Annotated in this window: 15 protein-coding genes and 1 pseudogene; 11 read left to right on the forward strand and 5 right to left on the reverse strand. The window is 64.4% G+C overall.

What is annotated here, in order from left to right:
* The first annotated feature begins 150 nt into the window (after nucleotides 1-150).
* A complete protein-coding gene (locus ABIC75_RS16240) occupies nucleotides 151-3,984 on the forward strand; it encodes an autotransporter outer membrane beta-barrel domain-containing protein (RefSeq protein ID WP_354014934.1) in 3,834 nt (1,277 codons plus the stop codon).
* On the opposite strand, the pseudogene ABIC75_RS16245 reads toward ABIC75_RS16240, so the two are convergent.
* Nucleotides 3,981-4,130 (reverse strand): annotated as a pseudogene (locus ABIC75_RS16245) (RHS repeat-associated core domain-containing protein); the annotation flags it as partial. The gene ABIC75_RS16240 and the pseudogene ABIC75_RS16245 sit on opposite strands and share 4 nt — an antisense overlap.
* Before the next feature lie 37 nt (nucleotides 4,131-4,167).
* On the reverse strand, nucleotides 4,168-5,910 hold the full coding sequence (locus ABIC75_RS16250; protein WP_354014935.1) for an RHS repeat-associated core domain-containing protein: 1,743 nt from the start codon (nucleotides 5,908-5,910) through the stop codon (nucleotides 4,168-4,170).
* A 295-nt stretch (nucleotides 5,911-6,205) separates the two neighbouring features.
* Here ABIC75_RS16250 and ABIC75_RS16255 point away from each other — a divergent pair, with 295 nt between their 5' ends.
* The 3 genes from ABIC75_RS16255 to ABIC75_RS16265 all read left to right on the forward strand — a co-directional run bounded on the left by ABIC75_RS16255 (nucleotide 6,206) and on the right by ABIC75_RS16265 (nucleotide 10,227).
* Nucleotides 6,206-8,626 (forward strand): DEAD/DEAH box helicase, encoded by a 2,421-nt coding sequence (locus ABIC75_RS16255; RefSeq protein WP_354014936.1) that lies wholly within the window; start codon nucleotides 6,206-6,208, stop codon nucleotides 8,624-8,626.
* A complete protein-coding gene (locus ABIC75_RS16260) occupies nucleotides 8,623-9,489 on the forward strand; it encodes a ribonuclease H-like domain-containing protein (protein WP_354014937.1) in 867 nt (288 codons plus the stop codon). The genes ABIC75_RS16255 and ABIC75_RS16260 overlap by 4 nt, the downstream gene beginning before the upstream one ends.
* Before the next feature lie 66 nt (nucleotides 9,490-9,555).
* Nucleotides 9,556-10,227: a MarC family protein gene (locus ABIC75_RS16265; protein ID WP_354014938.1), complete on the forward strand. Its 672-nt coding sequence runs from the start codon at nucleotides 9,556-9,558 to the stop codon at nucleotides 10,225-10,227.
* 15 nt (nucleotides 10,228-10,242) lie between these two features.
* Here the strand turns inward: ABIC75_RS16265 and ABIC75_RS16270 are convergent, their stop codons facing one another.
* From ABIC75_RS16270 to ABIC75_RS16280, 3 genes are read right to left on the reverse strand one after another with little or no spacing between them, the layout of a single operon-like run.
* A complete protein-coding gene (locus ABIC75_RS16270; RefSeq protein WP_354014939.1) occupies nucleotides 10,243-10,971 on the reverse strand; it encodes a cytochrome c biogenesis CcdA family protein in 729 nt (242 codons plus the stop codon).
* The gene (locus tag ABIC75_RS16275) at nucleotides 10,971-11,363 is read right to left on the reverse strand and encodes a thioredoxin family protein (protein WP_354014940.1); all 393 of its coding nucleotides are present in this window, start codon (nucleotides 11,361-11,363) and stop codon (nucleotides 10,971-10,973) included. The genes ABIC75_RS16270 and ABIC75_RS16275 overlap by 1 nt, the downstream gene beginning before the upstream one ends.
* A 21-nt stretch (nucleotides 11,364-11,384) precedes the next feature.
* A complete protein-coding gene (locus tag ABIC75_RS16280; protein ID WP_354014941.1) occupies nucleotides 11,385-11,891 on the reverse strand; it encodes a DoxX family protein in 507 nt (168 codons plus the stop codon).
* A gap of 278 nt (nucleotides 11,892-12,169) precedes the next feature.
* Between ABIC75_RS16280 and bufA2 the strand changes: the two genes are divergently transcribed.
* The 7 genes from bufA2 to ABIC75_RS16315 all read left to right on the forward strand — a co-directional run bounded on the left by bufA2 (nucleotide 12,170) and on the right by ABIC75_RS16315 (nucleotide 20,843).
* The gene (gene bufA2 / locus ABIC75_RS16285; RefSeq protein WP_354014942.1) at nucleotides 12,170-12,454 is read left to right on the forward strand and encodes a BufA2 family periplasmic bufferin-type metallophore; all 285 of its coding nucleotides are present in this window, start codon (nucleotides 12,170-12,172) and stop codon (nucleotides 12,452-12,454) included.
* A gap of 62 nt (nucleotides 12,455-12,516) precedes the next feature.
* On the forward strand, nucleotides 12,517-13,359 hold the full coding sequence (gene bufB, locus ABIC75_RS16290; protein ID WP_354014943.1) for an MNIO family bufferin maturase: 843 nt from the start codon (nucleotides 12,517-12,519) through the stop codon (nucleotides 13,357-13,359).
* Entirely contained in the window at nucleotides 13,356-14,138 is a 783-nt protein-coding gene (locus tag ABIC75_RS16295) for a DNA-binding domain-containing protein (RefSeq protein WP_354014944.1), read from the forward strand. The genes bufB and ABIC75_RS16295 overlap by 4 nt, the downstream gene beginning before the upstream one ends.
* Nucleotides 14,139-14,201: 63 nt before the next feature.
* A complete protein-coding gene (locus ABIC75_RS16300; protein WP_354014945.1) occupies nucleotides 14,202-15,116 on the forward strand; it encodes a helix-turn-helix transcriptional regulator in 915 nt (304 codons plus the stop codon).
* Nucleotides 15,117-15,315: 199 nt separating this feature from the next.
* Entirely contained in the window at nucleotides 15,316-17,307 is a 1,992-nt protein-coding gene (locus ABIC75_RS16305) for a serine hydrolase domain-containing protein (protein ID WP_354014946.1), read from the forward strand.
* Between the two features lie 3 nt (nucleotides 17,308-17,310).
* Nucleotides 17,311-17,691: an MliC family protein gene (locus ABIC75_RS16310; protein WP_354014947.1), complete on the forward strand. Its 381-nt coding sequence runs from the start codon at nucleotides 17,311-17,313 to the stop codon at nucleotides 17,689-17,691.
* Nucleotides 17,692-17,921: 230 nt separating this feature from the next.
* Nucleotides 17,922-20,843: a TonB-dependent receptor gene (locus ABIC75_RS16315; RefSeq protein WP_354014948.1), complete on the forward strand. Its 2,922-nt coding sequence runs from the start codon at nucleotides 17,922-17,924 to the stop codon at nucleotides 20,841-20,843.
* Nucleotides 20,844-20,865: the final 22 nt, after the last annotated feature.

The following is a 20,865-nucleotide window of genomic DNA, read 5'->3' on the forward strand; positions in this document are numbered from 1 at the left end:
TGCCAATCGGCGCCGGCGTATGGATAACTTCCGCAGGATTCCGCAATCCGCAGCCTAAGACAATGCTAAGGAAGGAACCGCCTAACCCTGCTGTCATGAGCGTTACGCAGCAACCTCGCTACACTGGGACAATTACGTCACGGAGGATCCATGAAAAAGAAGCTGCTCGTTACCGGAATCCTGCTCGCGCTGGTCGATACCGCGCACGCCGCCACGTTCGAGATCACTGCCGGACAAACGTCCAACACGGCGCAGACCCTTGCAGCCACGCAGACCGGCACCATCGATGCCACCGGCACGCTGTCGGTGACCAGTACCTCGGCCGCCATCGCCGTGACCGGCAGCAGTACGATCACCAACAACGGCACCCTGCTCGACACGAGCACCGGCCGCGCCATCCGCGACAACACCGGCAACCTCACGCTCACCGTCACCAACGGTGTGGGTGCGGTGATGCAGACGGCGGACAACGACGTCATCCAGATGAACAAGGCGAGCAGCAACGTCGTGTTCACCAACTACGGCCGGTTGACCTCGCTCAATGCCTCGAAGGCCGGTGCACAGGCGATCGACTTCAATGCCATCACCACCGGCAGCAACGCGCTCTACAACTACGCCACCGGCGACATCGAAGCATTCGAGGCGGACGCGGTGCGTCCCGGCGTCAACGGCTTCGTCTACAACGACGGCCTGATCAAGTCGACCAATGCGCCGGGCAGCACCGATGGCAGCGATGGCGTCGATGCGCAGTCCAACAGCGGCATCACCATCGTCAACGCCAACGCCGGCTCGGCCAGCGTGGCTGGCACCGGCACCATCGAAGGCGCTCGCCACGGCATCACCGGCGGCAACAAGGATGTGACCACCAGCGGCGCCTACATGTTGTCGGTGACCAACAACTTCGGCGGCACCATTCAGGGCGACAACGGCTCGGGCATCAACATCGACGGCTTCAACGCCAACGAAGTGGTGACCGTGGTGAACCACGGCACCATCACCGGCAACGGCGTGAATGGCGACGGCGACGGCGTGGATGTGGATGGCCTGGTGAACATCACCAACACCGGCACCATCAAATCACTGCATGCGTACAACGACACCAGCGAAGGCGTCACCGTGGGCGGCGGCACCATCGTCAACTCGGGCACCATCGAAGGCGACAACTCGGCGACCAATGCCGACAACACCGTCAACACGGGCACCGGCCGCGGTATCACGCTGGCCGGCCTGGACAAGGATCCGACCACCGACGCACCGATTCCCACGCAAGGCATCTACGGCAACACCACCATCACCAACAGCGGCCTGATCCGCGGCCAGAGTGATGCAGCCATCGCCGTGACGGGCGCCGCCAACGCGTTCACCGTCACCATCAACAATCTCGCCGGCGGCACGCTGGAAGGCGGCGGTGCAGGCGCCGCGGTGTATACGGGCGGCAACAACGCCACCATCGTCAACTACGGCACCATCACGGCCGACAGCAGCAACCTCGCGGTCGATCTCGGCAGCGGCAACAGCAGCCTGCAGATTCTCGGCGGCTCGGCGGTGGTGAACGGCGATATCGATGGCGGCACCGGCACGAGCACACTGCTGATCTCGCCGGGCCAGGGCAACACTTTCACCTACGGCGGGTCCATCTCCCACTTCAACCAGGTGACCATCGGAATCAGCCAGGGTCAGGGAAGCGCGGTGCTCAATGGAGCAAGCACTTACAGCGGCGACACCGTAGTTTGGAGCACGCTGATACTTGGCAACAGCAAAGCCGCTGGCACGGGCACTATTGACCTTCTGGGCGGCACGACTGTCTATCGAAACGGCATTACCATCGCCAATGGCCTGAATCTCGTCGGTGGTGGCACCGTAGAAGTTGACGGCAACGATATCGCTACGCAAAGCGGCTCGATTGGCGAGCAGCTCTTTCGTGGACCCGAATATGGCGGGGCTAGCCTGACAAAGGCAGGCACCGGCACGTTGATCCTGACGGGCACCAGCAACTACACCGGTCTTACGACGATTGCCGCCGGTACGCTCCAGGGCGATACCACGAGCCTGCCGAGCATTACGGGCAGGCTGCCGGGCAACACCGTCAGTCAGCAAGGCAACATCGTCGACAACGCGTCTCTGGTCTTCAACCAGGTAAGCGATGGCACCTTTGGCGGCGTCATCACTGGTACCGGCACGCTCACCAAGATCGGTGCCGGCACGCTTACGCTTGCTGGCACCAACACGTATAGCGGCGGCACCACCATCACCGCAGGCACCTTGCAGGGCGACACCACCAGCCTGCAGGGCAACATCGCCGACAACGCGGCGCTGGTGTTCAACCAGGCCAGCGATGGCGTCTACAACGGCGTGCTCAGTGGCACGGGTACGTTGACCAAGTCCGGCACCGGCATGCTGGTGCTCGACGGCAAGAACAGCTTCACCGGCACCACCACGGTGCAGGCGGGCACGCTGGAAGTGGGCGATGCAACGAATGCTTCCGCCACGCTGGGCGGCAACGTGCAGGTGGTAGCAGGCGGCACCTTGCGCGGCCACGGCACCATCGTGGGCAACGTGACCAACAACGGTTCGGTGCAGCCGGGCGGCTCCATCGGCACGCTCACCATCCAGGGCAATTACACGCAGGGTGCAAACGGTGCGCTGGTGATCGATGCGGCGCCCACCGGCCAGGCGGACCTGCTCACGGTGAACGGCAAGGCGAGCATTGCCGGCAGCACCGTGGTGCTCGGCGCCACCGGCAACTGGGCGCCGCGCACCGACTACACCATTCTCACCGCCACGCAGGGCGTGAGCGGCCAGTTCGCCTCGGCGAGCAGCAACCTTGCCTTCCTTACGCCGATGCTCGCGTACGGTGCCAACAGCGTCACGCTGTCGCTGGAACGCAACGACGTGACGTTCACCAGCGTGGCGCAGACGCCCAATGAACGCGCCACCGCCGGCGCAGTCGAGGCGCTGGGCTGGAACAGCGCGCTGTACAACGCGGTGGTGATGGCCGATGCGGCGACGGCCCGCCACGCGTACGACCAGCTCTCCGGCGAGATCTACGCCAGCACGCGCACGGCCCTGATGGACGACAGCCGCTACGTGCGCGATGCCATCAACGATCACCTGCTCGGCCTCAGCAACGCCGCCACCGGCACCAGCGCCACCGACGACAACGGCGTATCCGCGTGGACGTCCGGCTGGGGCCATTGGGGCGATCACGACGCCAACGGCAACGCCTCGCGCCTGCAGGCGAACGGCAGCGGCCTGCTGGTCGGCGCGGACATGGCGCTCGGCTCTCAGGCGCGCATCGGCGCTGTGGCCGGCTTCGGCGAGAACAGCGCGAACGTCGACACGCTGGGTTCGTCGTCGCACACCACCGGCACGCACCTCGGCATCTACGGCGGCATGCATGCGGACGCCTTCCAGCTGCAAGGCGCAGTAGCCTATACCTGGCAGACCGTGGACAGCCATCGCTCGGTGTCCTTCGATGCGTTCAACAACCGCTACGACAGCGAGTACGACGCCAACACCGAACAGGCCTATGTGGATGCGAGCTACGCGTTCGGCACGCCGGCTGCGACGTTCTCGCCGTTCCTCAACGTGGCCTACGTGCGACTGCACACGGACACCGCGAGCGAAGGCAACGGCGCGGCAGCGCTGGACGCCAATGCGCAGACCGATTCGTCCACCTACGCCACGCTCGGCCTGCGCAGCGTGTTCGCGCTCGATGCCAGCGGCGGCCTGCGGGCGCATCTTGGCCTGGGCTGGCAGCATGCCTGGGGCGACACGGCCACCAGCAGCACGATGCGCTTCGCCAACGGCAACGTGGCCTACGCCGTCGACGGCGTGCCGGTGGCGCGCAATGCCGCTGCCTTCAACGGCGGCCTGAGCTTTGCGTTGTCGCGCAAGGTGACGGTGGATGCCAGCTACAACGGCCAGTTCGCCAGCCACGCCAGCGACCAGTCCGCTCGCATGAGTCTGACCTGGGTGTTCTAAGCCGCTCCACACCGGGCCGTCTCAGGGATTGAGGCGGCCACTATCGTGAGGTTGCTAGCCGCATAGGCATAAGTGCTCAACCCGCCATCCAGTCCCATCGGATCACTCTGCAAATATCGCCCGGTCGTGGACTCGTAGTAGCGATTGACGTTGTAATTCGAATGTCACTGGACTCACCACACCCTAAACGATAGAAGTGAACCTGACCCCGTTTTTACGCAGCCCAGTCACCGCCCCAGTGAAATTGTTTTCCTGGTTGAAAACTATTCGCACAGACGAATCTCCCTCCCGCCCATAAGCATTGACGGCGCCAGCCAGAGTTGCCTGCTGCGCCGCGTCCAGATCCGGGCTAGTTGCAGCATCACGCGCCATCCGAAGTCCGCCCGAGAACAAGGCGCATTGAGTGGGATTTCCCGTGTATACCCACAAACCCAACGGATCAGCCGCATTCAATGAATTACCGCCCACATAGGCATATGTGCTCCACCCACCCGCCAAGCCAATTGGATCACTTTGCAAATACCGCCCCGTTGCCGGCTCATAGGTGCGATGGATGTTGTCCATCAACCTGCTCTCCGCATCGTAGTACTGACCTGCGTAGCGAAGGTTGTAAACGAAACCCGTGCTGCTCGTGGGTAGCTGCTCGCCAAACGGATTGCCGGTATAACTCCATTGCCATTGCACCTTGCCACTGGCATCGGTGATGGCGCGCGGGGTATTCAAGCCATCGGCATGCACGTAGCTGGTGGTGGTCTGAAACGAGAGCGATAGGCCACCGCGCAGCTTGGTATCACTCACCGCCACGGGGATGCCATCCAGCCAGAGGTAGTCGCGCATGGTGTCGCCGTACTCGCCCAGCAGCTGGCTGTTTTCGTCGTAGAGGTAGGACGATGTGATCGATGCGGGGAAGGTGAGCACGCCACCGTCTGGCACCGTCAGGGTGCGAAGAAAACCGTTGCCGTCATACGTGAAGCGCAAAGTACGGCCCTGAGGGTCGGTCACCGATTGCAACTGGGCGCCGTTGTAAGCGAGCGTGGCGGACTGGCCAGACTGGTCCATGACGTATTGCAACTGGCCCGCTGTTGAGTACCGCTCGAACTGATTTGGCCCAGCGACAAACAACGTATAGCCCGTGCTATCGGAGGTCAGCGTGTCGGCCATGTTTGGGTCGGTGACCCAACTACCGTTGGTCCCTGCGCGGAAACGCTCGCTACGGCCGTCGGGACGTTGAACCAGTATGTACGACGTGCCCTTTCCGTTTGGCATGGTGTTGAGGAACGACAATGCGCGATCGAACGAATGACGCCATTGAGAACCCAGTGTCGTTTGACGGACGATTCCACTTTGGCTGTTGTAGAACCGTCGAAACGTAAGCCACGGCGAGACTTCGACATCTGTCTCCTGGACGTACTTGTTGCCGGCGGCCACATTGATGGGGTCACCAATAAACGTCGTGCCAGCACACGTAACGACGCCATCCCCACCGCTAACGCCAATGCCACCATCGCAGTTCCCGGCATCCCCGGTGTTCTTCTCTGGATCGTTGTTGTATTGGGTCAACTGGATATTTAAGACATTAGTTGGACAGGAGACCTTAGGGTCGGTCGATGCATAGGAGACTTTGGCGATGTAGCCTGAAGCGATGCGTAAAGCGTCATCTTCGTACGCGGACTGTGGCAGGCATACGGCGGGGTTGGATGCCGGATAGCTGGAAACTAAATATTTCTTTGCGTTGTCGACTGCGTCGTCGAACTTGTCATAGTTGTAGCGAACGAGATTTTGTTTCGCGTCGTAGCCTTGAAAGTAGAACGGTGTATTGAAGTAAGTTCCCGCCGTTGCCAAATAAGGCATTGCAAGTACCAAAAATACTGCCAAGCGAAGCAGCCACCAACGTGCAACACCGCACTGCGCCCTTTGCTTCATCATTTTCCCCGTTTCCTTTCGGCAGCAGGCGCAACACAAACGTGTTGGCTCTTCCTATGTGCTCCCCCTGGCATCGACGGTCGCGCTGGCGCGATACCGTGATGCTTAGTGAAACAGCCACATGGACGGTGATCCATTCGCGCTAGGACGAGATCAACGTAAGTTTCTACCGGCAGGTAGCTTGGCTAGCTCTATCTGTGACCTGACCAATGATGATGCCGAATGTGGACTGGCTTGCGCCGTCTCAGGGATTGAGACGGCCTGCAGGTGCAATGCCGTCCCCGGATGGAGCGCACCGATGAACGCCTTGCCCAACCCCATGGCCCAACGCGCGGTGCGCAACGACGGCGCACTGGCCGCGCCGGTATCCGGTGGCGATCAACTGGCACGACGGCTCGCCAAGCGCTATGGCGATCGCATCACCGGTTCGTTCGTGTTGCCGGGTCGCGAAGGCCAGTTCGCACCGCTTCCCGGCGATATGCCATCCGCACTTGCAGATGCCTTGCGCTCGCGCGGCATCAGCCAGCTCTATGCGCATCAGGCACAGGCGTGGAATGCCACTGCGGCGGGCGAGCACGTGGTGATCGCCACACCCACTGCATCGGGCAAATCGCTGTGCTACACCTTGCCGGTAATCAGCGCGGCGATACGCCAGCGCGCCAAGGCGCTGTTCCTGTTCCCCACCAAGGCGCTGGCGCAGGACCAGGTGGCAGAGCTGCTCGAACTCAATCAGGCCGGCGACTTGGGGGTGAAGGCATTCACGTTCGATGGCGATACGCCGGGCGATGCGCGACAGGCCATCCGCCTGCATGGCGACATCGTGGTGAGTAACCCGGACATGCTGCACCAGGCGATCCTGCCGCATCACACCAAGTGGGCGCAGTTCTTCGAGAACCTGCGCTACATCGTGATCGACGAAGTGCACACCTATCGCGGCGTGTTCGGTTCGCACGTGGCCAATGTGCTGCGACGCCTGCAGCGCGTGTGCGCGTTCTATGGCGTGTCGCCGCAATTCATCCTGTGCTCGGCCACCATCGGCAACCCGGCCGAGCACGCCAGCGCGCTGATCGAGCAGCCGGTCACTGCGATCACCGACAGCGGCGCGCCGGTGGGCGAGAAGCATGTGTTGCTGTGGAACCCGCCGGTGGTGAATCCGGATCTCGGCCTGCGCGCGTCGGCACGTTCGCAATCGAACCGCATCGCGCGCACCGCGATCCGCGCCGGACTGAAGACGCTGGTGTTCGCGCAATCGCGCCTGATGGTGGAAGTGCTCACCAAGTATTTGAAGGATGTATTCGACAGCGATCCGCGCAAGCCACCGCGCATCCGCGCCTATCGCGGCGGTTACCTCCCCACCGAACGGCGCGCGGCGGAACGCGAGATGCGCGCGGGTTCTGTGGATGGCATCGTCAGCACGTCGGCACTGGAGCTGGGCGTGGATATCGGCGCGCTCGACGTGGTGGTGCTCAACGGTTATCCGGGCAGCGTGGCGGCGACATGGCAGCGCTTCGGGCGCGCGGGTCGCCGGCAGCAGGCATCGCTGGGCGTGCTGGTGGCGAGCAGCGATCCGCTCGATCAGTACCTGGTGCGTCATCCGGAATTCTTCCAGGGCGCGACGCCGGAACACGCGCGAATCGCCGCCGATCAACCGTTGATCCTGCTCGACCATATCCGCTGCGCCGCCTTCGAGTTGCCGTTCAAGGACGGCGAACTGTTCGGCCCGCAGGACGCCACGCCGTGGCTGCAGGTGCTGGCTGAGGAAGGCGTGCTTCACCAGGAGGGCGAACGCTTCGAATGGATTGCCGACAGCTATCCCGCCAACGCGGTGTCGCTGCGTTCGGTGGCGGACGGCAACTTCGTGGTGGTGGATCGCACCGACGGCCGCCAGACCATCGTGGCGGAAGTGGATTTCAGCGCGGCCTCGCTCACACTGTACGAAGGCGCCATCCACATGATCCAGTCGGTGCCCTACCAGGTGGAGAAACTCGACTGGAATAACCGCAAGGCCTTCGTCACGCGCACCCACGTCGACTACTACACCGACGCCATCGACTACACCAAGCTCAAGGTGCTGGAAGCCTTCGACGGCTCGCCCGCCGGCAACGGCAGCGCGCATCACGGCGAAGTGCACGTGGCGCGTCGCGTGGCCGGCTACAAGAAGATTCGCTACTACACGCACGAGAACATCGGCTACGGGCCGGTGAATCTTCCCGATCTGGAACTGCACACCACCGCCGTGTGGTGGCAGTTGCCACAGCGCGCGCTGGAGCAGGCCTTCGATCATCGGCAGGAAGCCCTGGATGGCTTTCTCGCTGCCGCGCATGCGCTGCATATCGTGGCCACGGTTGCGGTGATGGCGGAAGCGCGCGATCTGCAGAAAGCCGTGGGCAGTGGCGACGGCGCGTGGTTCGCCACGCCCGATGCCAACGGCCGTGCGCAACTGCGCTCGGGCTTCGGCGAAGGCGAGCCGTCGATGACCGGCCCGTTCGTCCCTACGCTGTATCTCTACGACGCATTCCCTGGCGGCGTGGGGCTCAGCGCGCCGTTGTTCGAACGTCGCGAAGATCTTGTGCGCCTGGCACGCGAATTGGTACATCGCTGCGATTGTCGCGGCGGCTGTCCCGCATGCGTAGGTCCCGTGCTTGCCATCGACGAACAGAACGAACGCTCGCTGAAATCGCTCGCTGCGCGCGTGCTCGACCTGATCGTGGCGCTGTGAGCGCGCTTGCCGACAAGTTGCGCGGCCTGCGTCGGCAGGCCGGCGTGTCGCCGCCCGCACCGGCGCCGGTGACCACGCCGTCGAAGCCGCGTCCCGCGCTGCCGGACAACATCGCCCAGTTGCTCGGTGTCCGCCAGCGCGCGCACAGCGCTGCAGCCACGCCTCGACGCAGGACGAACAACGAATCGTCGTCACTGCCCGGACAAACCATCGCGCCCGGATTGCAGCTATGCGAAACGAGCAGCGCATGGCCGCCCGAACCGCCTGCGTTCCACGCCGCGTTTGCGCGTGTCGATGAAGTGATCGCAGCGGAACGGCTGGTGCTCTTCGATACGGAAACCACCGGACTCGCTGGTGGCACCGGCACGCGCGCCTTCATGATCGGCGTGGGCGACTGGCATGAAGGACGCTTTCGCGAACGGCAGTTGCTCATCAGCACGCTGGGCGGCGAAGCGGCCATGCTCGATTGCTTTGCCTCATGGCTACGCCCGGACGCGGTGCTGGTGAGCTACAACGGCAAGTCGTACGACTCGCCCCTGCTCAAGACGCGCTTTCGGCTGCACCAGCGCATGTGTCCGCTCGAAGGGCTGGCGCACATCGACCTGCTGCACCCGGTGCGGCGTCGCTGGCGTGGCGCCTGGGAGAACTGCCGGCTTGCCACCGCCGAACGAAAGCTGCTGCAGGTGGTGCGCGACGATGACCTGCCCGGCTCCGAAGCGCCTGCCGCGTGGCTGGGCTATCTGCGCGGCGGTTCGGCGCAGGCGCTGCATCGCGTGGCCAGCCACAACAGCCAGGACCTGCGCAGCCTGGGCGGCATTCTTCACCGCTTCGCGACACAGGACGAGGCAAACACGCAGGCATGAGGGGCGCTGTCGCCCAGCGACGTGCTACGTTTTCCCACCACAAGCCTGCATCAGGGAGCTGCGCGCATGCTCAAGGATTTCACCCAGACCGCCTTGCTGCTCATCACGGGCCTGTTCCCCGTGATCAACCCGATCGGCTCGGCCTTCATCGTGTTGAGCATGGTGCCCGGCACCACGCCCGCCGAGCGCACCGACCTGGCCTGGCGCATCACCACCAACAGCTTCGCCATCCTGTTGGTGTCGCTGTTGATGGGTGCCTACGTGCTGACCTTCTTCGGCATTTCCATTCCAGTGCTGCGTCTGGCCGGCGGCATGATCATCGCGGTGGCGGGCTGGAACCTGCTGCAGAAGCCCGACGACGATGCCGCCGCCAACGAGAAGGCCCAGGAAGTGAACCCTTCGGCGCACACCGGTTCGCTCGCCGCCAAGACCTTCTATCCGTTGACGCTGCCCCTGATGGTGGGCCCCGGTTCCATCTCGGTGGCCATCGCGCTGGGCACCAGCTCGCCACAGGAAGGCCTCTCGCCCGTCCATCTGCTGGGCGTGGCCGCCGCGCTGGTGGTGCTGTGCGCCAGCATCTATATCTGCATGCGCTTTGCGGACACGCTGGAACGGTGGCTGGGATCGGGCGGCACCAAGATCGTGATGCGCCTGTTTGCGCTGGTCACGTTCTGCATCGGCATGCAGTTGCTGTGGGTGGGGCTTTCCGACCTGCTGCAATCGGTGAAGTGGCACTAGCGCAGTACAAGCGCCTCACAGCGACGTGGTGAGGCGCGTCAGCCAGTCGGGACTGATCGCCAGCACCAGCGCTTCGAAGCGGCGATCCAGGCCGCTGATCACCAGCACGCCAATCACTACGAAGCACAGGCCAAGCACGGATTTGGCCACGCCGCCCACCGACATCAGCGAGCCGCGCACGCGCGTCATGGCGGCGCCGGACACCGTGCTCAGCGCCAGCAACGGCAAGCCCGCGCCCAGGCCAAACACCAACATCAACAAGGCAATCTGCGGCAGATGCGTGCCCTGCGCCGCCAGCGTGGTGGCCGCGCCCAGCGTGGGGCCAACGCACGGGCTCCACACCAGGCCCAGCAGCAGGCCGATCAGGAATTGACTGAAGCCGCCTTCGCCGCGCACGGAGCCCAATGCCTGCTGGCTCTTGTTGCCCACGTGTGCGGTGAGGCGTGCAAACACGCGCTGCAACGGTGGCAACACCATCACCAGGCCGAACACCACCATCAGGACGGCCGCGGCGATGCGCAAGGTGCTTGGATCCAAGCCGATGGAGGCGCCCAGCGTGGCGAGAAACGTCCCCGTCAACGCGAACGAAAGACTCAAGCCCAACGCCAGCGCCGCCGCGCCCCAACGATGCCGCGACAACGCCGACGCAATGAGGATGGGCAGGATGGGAAGCACGCAGGGCGACAACAGCGTCGCCATGCCGGCCACGAAACCCAGCGCGTACGTGCCCAGACCGAAATCCATCAGAGCGCCTGCTCGAGCACCGCGCGAATGGCGGGTTCCGCCGTCTGTCCCGTGGAACGCGTCACCTCGTGCCCGTTCTTGAACACTACGAAGGTGGATTGCTGGCTGGCCTTCAGCGATTTCTCCAGCGCCGTTTCCTTGTCGAAGTCAGCCACGAAGATCGTCACGTCCTTGAGCTTCGGCTCCTTCGACAGGCGATCGACGATGGGCTGCTGCGCACGACACGTAGGGCACCAGTCCGCGTGCAGATACACCACCACGGGTTTGCCAGCGGCGACAGCCTGCGCATAGGCCGCCTGGTTGAACGGCACTTCGTCGGCGCCAGCGACGCCGGCCGACACCGACAACGCGATGCCGACGATCCACCGGGACGCTTGAGTCTTGATGTTCACGATGATTCCTGTGCGACGCCGTCAGTCGGCCACGAGCGGGATGGCGGCGCGCGCCGGCGACGCGGCGGCGGATGCCGTGCGAATGCCCAGCGCCCTCGCCACCAGGGTGTCCAGGCTCGCCTTGCCCGGCCCGCTGATGAGCAGCCAGAAGAAGATCAGGCTGTAGACGATCTCGTCCGCCTCCACGTAGTCGTCCAGGCCGGTGAGGTTGGCCGACACCACCAGGATCACGGCGACGGCCATGTTGATGAGCATGGGAATGCACACCAGGCGCGTGAACAGGCCGAGCAGGATCAGCAGGCCGCCGACCAGTTCGGTCCAGGCGGAAAGTCCTGCGCTGAACGCCGGAAAGGGAATGCCCCAGCCCACGAAGCGCTGGGTGAAACCGTCAAGGTTGTGCACCTTGGCGATGCCGGTTTCCAGCCAGAAGTAGCCGAACACCACGCGCACCACGAGTGGTCCCAGCCACTCGATGCGATGCAGCCATTGGAGCAGATGCGTTGCCTTGTCGGCGATGAAGGGGCGCATGGGGAGAGGTTCCGTGAAAGCGAGGTGCGTTGATCATGCGAAGCGCCCCGGTTTGCCGCCATGGCTGGTCGTCCATGCTTTCTTGCCCGCCGTCCGGTCCTGCGTGGCGTGCCCATCGCCGGACGAATGGGCACAAAAGGCAGACGCGTGGGGACAGCCGTCGGCCACCGGTGTGTCGAGAATGCTCAGGTCGGCAGTGCTTGGCCATGGTGTCCGGGCCCGACGTTGTTTATCCGCGCCGCCATCGGCGGCCGTCATGACATGACAGGAGTGTTTCCATGAAGACCAACAAGCTCAACGGTGCCGCCATGGCAATGATGGTTGCCGGTCTGTTCGCCGTCACCACGATGTCCGCTTCCGCCGCCGAGAAGACCGCGGGCGGCAAGACGGCCGACACCGCCAGCGTGAAGTGCATGAACTCGTCGTCCTGCAAGGGCCACGGCGCCTGCAAGCAGGCCAGCAATGCCTGCAAGGGCCAGAACGCCTGCAAGGGCCAGGGCTTCACCATGCAGAAGAGCCAGCAGGACTGTGACGCCGCCCAGGCAGCCGCCAAGGCCTCCTGAGCGTGATCGCGGGGCTTTCGGCATCGCCCGGAAGCCCCGCATTTTTTACTGCGAGCAACGCCATGCCATCTTCCCGCCAGCTGCCTTATCTCGGCTTCGGTCTCGGCCTGCGTGTCGATCACTACGAAACGTTGATCGACGAACCGGGCAACGTGGAGTGGCTGGAGATCGTGTCGGAAAACTATCTGGTGCCCGGCGGACGCCCGCTGCGCTGGCTGGAACGTTTTCGCGAACGCTTTCCGCTGGTGATGCACGGCGTGTCGATGTCCATCGGCGGCACCGATCCGCTGGACATGGCGTATCTCGACCAGCTCGCCGCACTGGCGAAACAGGTGGAGCCCGCGTGGATCTCCGATCACCTGTGCTGGACCGGCGTGCAGGGCGTGAACCTGCATGACCTGATGCCGCTGCCATACACCGAGGAAGCCTTGCGCCACGTGGTGGATCGCGTGCGTCGCGTGCAGGACAAGCTCGGCCGGCGCATCCTGCTGGAAAACGTGTCGAGCTACATCAGCTTCGCGCAGTCGCAGCTGACCGAATGGGAGTTTCTCGCCGCCGTCGCCGAGCGCGCCGATTGCCTGCTCCTGCTCGACATCAACAACGTGCACGTGAGCGCGCACAACCACGGCTTCTCCGCGCTCGACTACCTCGATGGCCTGCCCTCCTCGCGCGTGCAGCAGTTTCATCTGGCCGGCCATGAACACGGCGGCGACCTGTTGATCGACACGCACGACGCGCCGGTGGTGGATGCGGTGTGGGATCTCTACGTGCAAGCCGTGCGCCGCTTTGGCCGCGTCTCCACCATGATCGAGCGCGACGACCATATTCCGCCGCTCGCCGAATTGATCGCGGAACTCGACCATGCGCGCTCGCTTGCCGACGCGCTGATGCAGGAAGCCGCATGAACGACCTGCGCGCCATGCAGGTGCAACTGGCCAGCGCCATGCTGGTGGGCGCCTCGCCCCTGGCGGGTTCATTGCACGGCGACGACAAGGCCGACGAGGCAAGCCGGCTTGCCATCTACCAGCATGGCTACCGCATTCGCCTGCGCGAGGCGCTGGCCACGGAGTTTCCGGGCCTTGCCCTGCTGGCCGGGCGCAAATTCCCACGATTGCTGGACGACTACGTGGCCGCGCACCCGTCCACGCACTTCAATATCCGCTGGCATGGCGACGGGCTCGCGACGTTTCTCGCGCACACCTCGCCCTGGTGCGACCGCCCCGAACTGGCCGAGATGGCGCAGCTGGACTGGGCCATTTCCAGCGCGTTCGATGCGGCCGACCATGTCACCGTGAGCACGGGCGATCTTGCCGGCATCGCTCCCGACGCATGGGCAACGTTGCGGCTGCATCCCTTGCCGCACGCAAAGCTGCTGCGCGGCACCTGCAACGTCGATGCGTTCCGCCGCGCGGCCGACCGTGGCCAGCCGCGCCCGGCGCTGCGTCGCTGGCGTCGGCCGCGCCATCTGCTGGTCTGGCGGCCGGCGCTGGACGTGCACTATCGGCAGGTGGCGACCGGCGAACTTCCCGCCCTGCTGGGCGCCCTGAACGGCGAAAGCTTCGCACACCTGTGCGAGCGCCTGTCCGAACGCCACGGCATGGCCGCCCTGCCCCGCATGGCGGCACTGCTGGCGCAGTGGCTGGACGAGGGGCTCATTGGCCGGCTGGCCCTGCCTGGAACGTAGCGATGTAACCGGCAAGCCACCGGCGGCGAAGTTCTTCATGAGACTGCCGCCGGAAGGAAGCCCATGTACATCGAACCGAACCCGTCGCTACCCGCCGGCCCCCGTCCGCAACTGGTAGCGCCGGCGCTGGAATCGCTGCTCAACCGGTCGATGCTGCAGGTGCAGGTGGTGGCCGAGCTGCATCGATGCGGCTCGTGGTATGCCGATGCACCGCGTTACGAGTGCGGCCTGTTTCACTTGGTGGGCACCGGCCGTTGCCAGGTGGAGAGCGACGAACTCGACGGGGCCGTGACGCTGGAAACCGGCGACCTGGTGATCTTCCCGCACGGCGCGGCGCATCGACTGAGCGGCACGGTTCCCGACGAGCTGCACCACACCGGTTTGATCTGCGGCGAATTCCGCTTCACCGGCACCGCGCAACACCCGCTCAATCTCGCCCTGCCTTCGTGCATGGTCATCCACGCCGCCAGTGCCAGCGCACCCTTCCGCCAGTTGGCTGCGACCATGGCCGAGGTAGTGCATGCCGACTGTGCCGGCCGCCACGTGCTGCTCAACAAGCTTGCCGATGCGCTGTTCACGCTGGCGATCTGCGAATACTCGCGCACCACCGGAGAACGCCAAGGGCTGTTCGCCTCGCTGGCCGATCCGCGCATTGCACGCGTGTTGCAAGCGGTGCACGACCACCCGGGAAAAGCCTGGACCATGCAGTCGATGGCCGCCCTGGCCTGCATGTCGCGCTCGGCGTTTGCCGAACGCTTCACGCAGCTGATGAAGCAACCGCCGATCCAGTACGTCACGCAATGGCGCGTCAGCGTGGCCGAGCAGTTGTTGCGCGACCGCCAGCAATCCGTGGCGGGCATTGCGCAGCAACTGGGCTACAGCAGCGAAGCGGCCTTCCGTCGCTTGTTCAAGCGCGTGAGCGGCCGCTGTCCCGGCCGTGTGCGCGGCGAAGGCATGCGCGCCGCCGCCTTGAACTGAGCATGTTTCAACGCGGCGGCTGCGCCTGATCGCGAGGACATCGCACGGGCCTGCGGCAGGCTTCCCGCGGCCCCCACGCACTGGCATGACATCGCAACCTGTGTAGACTCGCCGGAGCCGTCGGCATCACCCGCCGTGTCGCGCCATGCCGGTGCGATACGTCCAGCACGAGTGTTCCCTCTCCTTGCGAGGTACCTCCATGTTGATGCGTTGCGTTGCGTTCGTCGGGCTGTTCGTACTGACTACCTCGGCGCTGGCCGGCGCCACGCCGCCACCTGCGGCGCCAGCCGCAGGCGCCGCGATAAAAGCCGACACACCCAAGGCGACCTCCGCCGGCACGCAGTTCATGGTGCCCGCCGACTGGACGCTGCACGCCAGCGGCAACAAGGTGACGCTCAACCCGCCCGAAGCAGGCTCGCAGGCCGTGCTGGTCGACGTGAAGGCCGCCACGCCCGATGACGCCGTCGCGCAAGCATGGAAAGCCTACGCGCCCACCAAGACCTGGCCGTTGCAGGTGGCCAGTGATGTCGCCCCGCGCGACGACTGGGACCAGATCCGCGTCTACAACTACGAGACGTCCGCCAACGACAAGCGCGGCGTCACCGCCATCGCCTATCGCCATGGCGAGCAATACACGGTGCTGATCTACGACGTGGCCAATGCCGTGGGCGAGAAGCGCGCCTCGCAACTGCGCGCCATTTCCGATCGCCTGCTGCCCAAGGGCTACAAGCGGGAAAGTTTCGCGGGCAAGAGCGCGCATCCACTCGATGCCGCGCGCGTGCAGACGCTCAAGGCCTTCGTGGACGACGCACGCAAGGCATACGACGTGCCGGGCGTGGCCATTGGCCTGATCGATCACGGCAAGGTGGTTTTCGCCGGCGGCCTGGGCGTGCGCGAGATCAACAAGCCGGAAGCCGTCGACGCCGACACGCTTTTCATGATCGCCTCCAACACCAAGGCGCTGACCACGCTGATGCTGGCGCGCGAAGTGGACCAGAAGAAATTCACCTGGAACACGCCGGTGGTGCAGGTGATGCCCACCTTCAAGCTGGGCGATGCAGCAACGACGAAACAGGTGTTGATGCGCCACCTCATCTGCGCCTGCACCGGCATGCCGCGGCAGGACATGGAGTGGCTGCTCAACAGTCGCGATGCCACGCCCGCCACGGTATTGCGGGCCTTGTCCGGCATGCAGCCCACCAGCAAGTTCGGCGAACTGTTCCAGTATTCCAACCTGATGGCGGCGGCCGCGGGCTACATCGGCGGCCACGTGCTGTATCCGGATATGGAACTGGGCGCGGCCTACGACCTGGCGATGCAGAAGCAGGTGTTCGATCCGCTCGGCATGAAGATCACCACCTTCGACTACGACCGCGCGCTACTCGGCAACCATGCCACGCCGCATGGCCTGGATGTGGATGGCCACACCGCCGTCGCCGGCATGGGCATCAACGATTCGATTCGCGCCGCGCGCCCCGCGGGCGCGGCGTGGAGCGCAGTGAGCGACATGCTGCGCTACGTGCAGATGGAGCTGGCCAACGGCGTGCTGCCTGACGGCGAGCGCTATGTCTCGACCCAGGCCTTGCTCGAACGCCGCAAGCCCAACGTAGCGCTGGGCACCACCGCCACTTACGGCATGGGCCTGATGGTGGATCACACCTGGGGCGTGCCGGTGGTGCATCACGGCGGCGACCTGGCCGGCTTTCACTCGGACATGATGTGGCTGCCGGAGCAAGGCGTGGGCGCGGTGATCCTCACCAACGCCGATGCCGGCGTGTTCATTCGCGGGCCGTTCCAGCGGCGCCTGCTGGAAGTGTTGTTCGACGGCAAGCCGCTGGCGCAGGGCGACATCGATGCCGGCGTCAAACGCCTCAAGGCGCAGATTGCCGCCGAGCGCAAACGCCTCACCGTGCCGGCCGACCCGGCGGAGGTGGCGAAGCTGGCGAACGACTACCGCAATCCGTCGGTGGGCAGCATCCAGGTGGATCGCAACGGCAAGAACGCGGTATTCAATTTTGGCGCGTGGCACAGCGAGGTGGCGTCGCGCCGGAACGACGATGGTTCGCTGTCGTTCGTCACCATCTCGCCGGGTACCGACGGTTTCGAATTCGTGGTCGCCGGGACGGCCGACAGGCGCAAGCTGGTGCTGCGCGACGACCAGCACGAATACGTCTACGACGAGGTGAAGTAAGCCATGAACACACTGCATCGTCATGCCGCGCGCGCGGCCATGGGAGCGATGGCATCGCTGGCCGCGACGGTCGCCATGGCCGACGCGCTGAACGTGCCTGAGGTTCCGATCGATGCCACGCTGGTGCGCAACTACCAGTGCCAGGGCGGCAAGTCGCTGAAGGTCACCTACTACAACACGCAGGGCGGACAGAGCTTTGCCCTGCTGCTGGTGAAGGACAAGGCGATGTTGTTCGTCGACACGCTGGCCGGGTCCGGCGTGAAGTACGTCGCCGGCCACTACGCGTGGTGGACCAAGGGCAACCACGGCGATCTCTACGACTTGATGGCCGACCCGAACGCCGCGCCCATCATCGCCGGGTGCACGTCCTCGCCGGGAAAGTGATCACGCTTTGTCCAACACGCTGAACGAGAGGCGCGCCCTCCTTCAGCAACATGACCGAGCTTGCTGCGTCGCATGATGACGCAGCAATTTCTCTCGCTCATGCTCCCGCCCCACGCAGAAACCTACCGCCCAATCGCGTGACCGCAAGAATTTGCCGGTCAGGCGAGGTGCGTTTCCGCCTGCTGTGCTGGGGAGCACAGCCATTCCAATAACGACACATGGGGAAGGGCATGAACGGTCGCCGCTCGCAGGTTCTCATTACACGCATCAACGGGGCCAAGCGCCCGCTCGCCATCGCCTGCGCCACGGCGCTGCTCGCCCTGGCGAGTGCGCAGCCGGCTCGCGCACAGCAGGCGCAAGACACATCGTCCACGCCGCAGGCCACGCCAGCGAAGAAGCCGGCGAAGTCCGAGCAGAACCCGTTGCCGAAATCGGAGGATCGCGCCGCCACGCTCGACGCCATCACCGTCACCGGCATCGCGGGCAGCATCGAGAATTCGATCAAGGCCAAGATGAATTCGGACAACATCATCGAGGCCATCTCCGCCGAAGACATCGGCAAGCTGCCCGATGCGAGCATCGCCGAAAGCCTGGCGCGCCTGCCCGGCCTGGCCACGCAACGCGTGGATGGCCGCGCGAACCAGATTTCCATTCGCGGCCTGGCGCCCGATTTTGCCGGCACCACGCTCAACGGTCGCGAACAGGCCACCATCGGCGAAAACCGCGGCGTGGAATACGACCAGTATCCGGCCGAACTCATCAGCGGCGCGGCGGTATACAAGACGCCCGACGCGAGCCTGATCGGCCAAGGCCTGTCTGGCACGGTGGACCTGCACACGCTCAAGCCGCTGGATCTTTCCACGCGCACCATCGTGGCCAACCTGCGCGGCGAGTACACCACCAACGGCAAGAACAATCCGGGCTCGGGCGTGGGCGACCTGGGCCATCGCGCGAGTTTTTCGTACGTCGACCAGTTCCTCGATCACACGCTGGGCCTGGCCATCGGTTTTGCGCAACTCGATTCGCCGATCCAGGAGAAGCAGTACCAGGCGTGGTGGTGGAGCCTCAACAACGGTCCGGGCAGCATTGAAGATGCGTGGGGCGGACCGCATTCGCCAGGCCTGCCCGACGGCGTGCTCTCGCAGGAAGGCATGCAGCTGCGCGCGCAGTCGGAGAACCAGTTGCGCAACGGCCTGATGGCCGTGCTCGAATGGGCGCCGAACGACTGGTACCACGGCACGCTGGACACCTACTACTCCACCTTCAACGAGAAGAAGACCACCAACGGCGTGCAGTGGGCCAGCGGCCCGTACGACAACGCCGGCCCTGCCGTCTACAGCAACGTGGGCGTGGTGCCGTCGCAGCCGTATCCGGTGGTCACCACCGGCACCATGGACGGCATCCGTCCCATCCTGCAGAACGAATACACCAAGGAACACGACAAGCTGTTCTCGGTGGGCTGGAACAACCAGTTCGAATTCGGCGGCGGTTGGCAGGGTGTGGCGGACCTGTCCTATTCCAGCGCCAAGAAGGATCTGCACGACGCCTACCTGTTCGCCGGCATTCCCGACCAGGGCACCACCACGGTGCAGTTCGCCACGCCGCTCAACTATGGGTTCCCGGACTTCAACGCCGGCGTGAACCTGGCCGATCCCTCGGGCATCCAGTTCACCGACCCCGATGGTTACGGTTACAACGGCCGCCAGGAGTTCGATCACCAGAACGACAGGATCAAGGCCATTCGCTTGCAAGTCTCGCATCCGGTGGGCTGGATCTTCAGCACCGTTGACGTGGGCGTGAACTACTCCGACCGCAAGAAGACCAAGTCGGCGGACGTCCAATTCGCGTGGCTCAACGGCAACGGCTCCACTGGCAGCACCTATCAGCCGGGTTATGCCGCGCCGGTGAATCCGGGCTATCTGTACGGCCCCACCTCGATCAACTACGGCGGCATCGGGCCCATCCTCAACTACAACGTGCTGGCGGCGTTGAACAACCAGTTCTATCTCACCGATGGCAACGGCCAGGGCGACTGGGCGCGCAATTACAGCGTCGAGGAAAAAGTGCCGGTGGCGTACGTGAAGTTCAACATCGACACCATGCTGGGCAGCGTGCCGCTGCGCGGCAACGTGGGCGTGCAGTTCGTGCACACCGACCAATCGTCCACCGCGCTGCAGACCAACGGCAACACGCTGGTGGGCAACATCAGCGGCGGCACCACGTACAACAATGTGCTGCCCAGCCTGAATCTGGCGGCCGAAATCGCCGACCAGCAATACCTGCGTTTCGGTTTCGCCAAGACCATGACGCGCGGACGTATCGACGATGAAAAAGTCGCCACCTCCGCCGGCGTGTACCAGGTCACCGACGGCCCCGCGGCCGGCCAGGTGCTGTGGACCGGCAGCGGCGGCAATCCCGAGCTCAAGCCCTATGTGGCGGTGGGCACCGACCTGTCGTGGGAGAAGTATTTCGGCAAGTCCAGCTATGTGGCCGTGGCGGTGTTCAACAAGAACCTGTTGAACTACATCTACAACCAGACCGTGCTCGACTACGACTTCTCCAAGTACGTCAACAACGATCCCACGCTGGTACCAACCAGCAACATCGGCTCGTTCACCACGCCGGAAAACGGCACCGGCGGCCGCATGGAAGGCCTGGAATTGTCCGGTGCGCTCGAAGGCGCACTGATCGCCCGTCCGCTCGACGGCTTCGGCATGCAGGCGAATTTCTCGCTGACCAACAGCACCGTGCCGGTGAGTTCGGTGAGCTCGATTCCCGGCGCGCCTTCCACCCTGCCGGGCCTCTCGCGCAAGGTGGCAAACCTGGCGTTCTACTATGAGAAGTACGGCTGGTCGTTCCGCATTTCCGAACGCTATCGCTCGTCGTTCACCGGCGAAGCCATCGCGCTGTTCGACCAGTTGGGCTATCAGAAGATACTGGCCGACAAGCAGACGGATTTCCAGGCCGGCTACAACTTCACCCAGGGCAACTGGAACGGTTTGTCGGTGTTGCTGCAGGTCTACAACCTCACCAACTCGGCGTACAAGACCGCGCAGATCTCCGGACTGCCGAACGGCGTGGAAGTCGGCCGTCCGCTCGACTACAACACCTGGGGACGCACGGTGATGTTCGGTCTCAACTACAAGCTCTGATCCGCTACGATCCAGCCATCCA

The organism is Dyella japonica (assembly GCF_040545895.1).
GTDB lineage: Bacteria > Pseudomonadota > Gammaproteobacteria > Xanthomonadales > Rhodanobacteraceae > Dyella > Dyella japonica_D.